This is a genomic window from Maribacter luteocoastalis (assembly GCF_048890225.1).
GTDB classification, from domain to species: domain Bacteria; phylum Bacteroidota; class Bacteroidia; order Flavobacteriales; family Flavobacteriaceae; genus Maribacter; species Maribacter luteocoastalis.
In genome coordinates this window covers 1-3,286 of the sequence record NZ_JBMFZG010000017.1, presented here as the reverse complement: position 1 = coordinate 3,286, position 3,286 = coordinate 1, and the positions used below count along the sequence as shown (strand labels likewise).

The window sequence follows — 3,286 nt, the reverse complement described above, 5'->3', positions numbered from 1 at the left end:
TTTTTAGGATACTTTGATGAACATGTGTTTAGAAAAAAAGAACAATCAGTGAGGTTAGAAACTAACTTAGTGTAAACTCTAATCTATAACTTTTGTAAACAATGTATATTAACGAACATATTGACCCGTCCTGAAATATGTATACAAAACACTTCAAGTATATGTATAAAAATGATGGATATGTAAGACGTTATAGCGAGAGCTTTAAACTAAAGGTCATGGCAGAACTTACCAAAGGAAACCATTCCAAAAGACAAATTGCATTAACTTACGGGATACAATCCAGTACTATAAACGTATGGATTAAAAAGTATGATCGTAAAGATTTAATGAACACCCGTGTAACAGTGCAAACAGACGACGAACTTTCCCGTATCAAAGCCCTGCAAAAAGAGCTTAAACAACTTAAGGACCTTCTTATCAAAAAGGACTTGGACAAACTGGTGACCGATAGTTATCTTGAGGTCGCTGCTGAAAACTTAGGCTATAGAGATGTGGAAGAATTAAAAAAAAACTTAAACATAAAGCCCTAATGAAAGTAGCACCAATAAACCGTAATAAAAGACTGTTTTCCATTGGTACTATCTGTAATGCTTTTGATCTGAAAAGAGATGCATATTACAAATACCAAAAAAGGTTTGCAATCAAAAAACAGATAGAACAAGATGTAATCGGGCTTGTTCGAAAAAGTAGAAGAACACTGCCTAGGGAAGGTACCAGAAAACTCATGAGATCATTAAAAGATGAGTTCCATAAGTACGACCTCAAAGTGGGCAGGGACCAGCTATTCCGTATCTTAAGAAAGAACAGGTTACTCATTAGAAGAAAAAAATACTCTTCTAGAACCACCAATTCATATCACAGGTTTTATAAATATGACAATATCATAAAAGACCTTGAAATCAACAGACCTAATCAGGTTTGGGCTTCGGACATAACCTATATCAGAACCATTAAAGGATTCTGTTACCTAGCCTTGATTACCGACATGTACTCACGCAAAATAGTTGGGTATGACCTAAGTGATAGTTTAGAACTAAAAGGCTGTGTAAGGGCTCTTAATAAAGCCATTTACAATGCCAAGAACATTGAACGGCTTATTCATCACTCCGACAGGGGTATTCAATATTGCAGTAATGTGTATACTCAAATATTGAAAAGAAAGAAAATTAAAATCAGTATGACAGAAGAAAACCATTGCTATGAAAACGCTTTAGCCGAAAGGGTAAACGGTATTCTAAAAGATGAATTCTATCTTGACCAAACCTTTACCAGTGTGGTCCATGCTAAAAAAGCAGCCAAAAACGCAATCAAGTTATACAACTCTAAAAGATTGCATTTATCTTTAGATTATAAAACACCTAATTACGTGCATCAATATGCCGCTTAAAAATAATATTAATCTGTAGCCGTATTTTAGGACGTGACATTTAAAAAAATGAAACAAAATTATAAACTTCTATTAATACTGCTTTTTGTTTCATTTCTTGTTAGAGTATTCATTATATGGATTGGAAGACCAGAATTTGTTGGATGGTTTAATCATACTTACTATTATTATGTAGAGACTCAAGGATTACTTGAAAGTGGAAAATTGCCTTTTCCAGATATGCCATTGCTCTTTTATATTTATGCAGCTACCGCAAAAATATTAACATGGTTAGGAGTCGAAAACCATATTGCCATTGTTAATGCAACAAGGTTTTGGATGTGTTTGATACCTTCGCTTATCCCAATACCCATTTATTCTATCTTTAAAAACACTTATAAAGAAAAAACTTTTCCAAAGTGGATTTGGGTTTTGTTACTGGCTAGCGCATTTTACCCATTTACGCTTGCGCATATGCCTGAGTTTCTTCAGAAGAACACTTTAGGATTACTGTTATTAGCGATTCTAATACAACAATCCAAAGCTATACATAAAGGCTTGGGTGTAAAACGTATAGTGTCACTAATATTTATTTTCATTTTGATTCTGTCTACTCATTATGGTAGTACCGCAGCGGCTCTTTTGTATTTAGTTGCGCTTCTATTATCTCATTGGTTGCATAATAAGAATAAATGGACTTTGTGGTTAGGTTTAAGTTTAATGCTTGGTTTAGTTATATCACTTTATTCGTTTTATACCTTCGATATCCAAAGGTTCGAAAGAATAATTAGCTATATAAACCGAATGGGAGAAAGTTCCATCATGGGTTCAATTTTTTCGCCAAATAACACAGACAAATTTACTTCAATCATTATGATCGCAGTTCCATTGGGGTTTGTGGCTTTGCTCTATTACGCTTATAGGATATCTAAAAAGGCACTTACTCATGAAAATAGTGTGTTTTGGCTCTGTAATATTTTATTTTGTTACCTTTTGTTGCTACCTATTTATGAGCCAGCACTAATGCAAAGATTCGTCCTATTTTTAACCTTGCCTCTGCTAATCGTGATTGCGTTTACTATACAATACACTCTAAAAATAGTATTCTGGAAAAGGGCTCTAATAGGATTTGTAATACTTGGAACAATTCTGTTATCTATTGGAGAAATCACAGGCTTGGTGTTTCTTAATAAAAACAAAGAACCGATATATAATGATTTGCTGGTCATGAAAGAAACTGTCGGATTCAGTAACAACGATTTAATCCTGACGAGAAACGGAGCTGAACATATTTCAAATTGGTTTCTTATGACTAAATCTAGTCTTATTACTTCATTTAATCTTGAAGATTTTGAAAAATACAACCGCATTTTTATAATGAATCCAACGGAAGGTGCTATGACAGCACCAAGCGGTGCAAATGAAAAAATCCAAAAATATCAGTACATGGTCAGCAATATTGACGAACCAACAGAGGCGCAGGTAATATATGAATCAAGTCATATAAAATTGTTACAATTGACGTTCCCACCCAAAGAATGGAAATTTGATGATGATGGATATTGGATAAGTTATAACTGATAAAAAACGCCGCACAACAGCACCTATACGTAATGCGGGGGTTTGGTGCTAAATCCAAAGGTTTGCGTATTTTTATAATGTCCACAAAATCTTTTCGATTTTGCTTTCGGAACAAAAAAGAAAAAACAGAACAAAAAGATTTTGCTACGGGCTTTGGCGGAATGTGAAGCGCATTTTTGCTCCCGCACTACTCATAGCTTAAACGTTGTGCGTCATTTGGTACGTTAAAGGGACATCCTTTACAAAGTTAAAGTCACATAGTTTACACTTTTAAGGTTATAATTTGAGATTAAAATCAAATTATCATGCCTTGGAAAGAAACAACGACTATGGAAC

Annotated in this window: 3 protein-coding genes; all 3 read left to right on the top strand. The window is 34.1% G+C overall.

What is annotated here, in order from left to right:
- The first annotated feature begins 161 nt into the window (after window positions 1–161).
- Genes ACOCEA_RS17830 through ACOCEA_RS17820 form a run of 3 tightly spaced genes read left to right on the top strand, consistent with a single transcriptional unit; the run spans window position 162 to window position 2,950 of the window.
- Window positions 162–533, top strand: a complete 372-nt coding sequence (locus tag ACOCEA_RS17830) for a transposase (RefSeq protein ID WP_420757631.1) — start codon at window positions 162–164, stop codon at window positions 531–533.
- On the top strand, window positions 533–1,390 hold the full coding sequence (locus ACOCEA_RS17825) for an IS3 family transposase (protein ID WP_420757630.1): 858 nt from the start codon (window positions 533–535) through the stop codon (window positions 1,388–1,390). Before ACOCEA_RS17830 ends, ACOCEA_RS17825 begins: the two co-directional genes overlap by 1 nt.
- Before the next feature lie 48 nt (window positions 1,391–1,438).
- Entirely contained in the window at window positions 1,439–2,950 is a 1,512-nt protein-coding gene (locus ACOCEA_RS17820; protein ID WP_420757629.1) for a hypothetical protein, read from the top strand.
- Window positions 2,951–3,286: the final 336 nt, after the last annotated feature.

Coding starts and splice junctions, on each gene's coding strand:
- ACOCEA_RS17830 (WP_420757631.1), top strand. CDS start 162: ATGTATAAAAATGATGGATATGTAAGACGTTATAGCGAGAGCTTTAAA.
- ACOCEA_RS17825 (WP_420757630.1), top strand. CDS start 533: ATGAAAGTAGCACCAATAAACCGTAATAAAAGACTGTTTTCCATTGGT.
- ACOCEA_RS17820 (WP_420757629.1), top strand. CDS start 1,439: ATGAAACAAAATTATAAACTTCTATTAATACTGCTTTTTGTTTCATTT.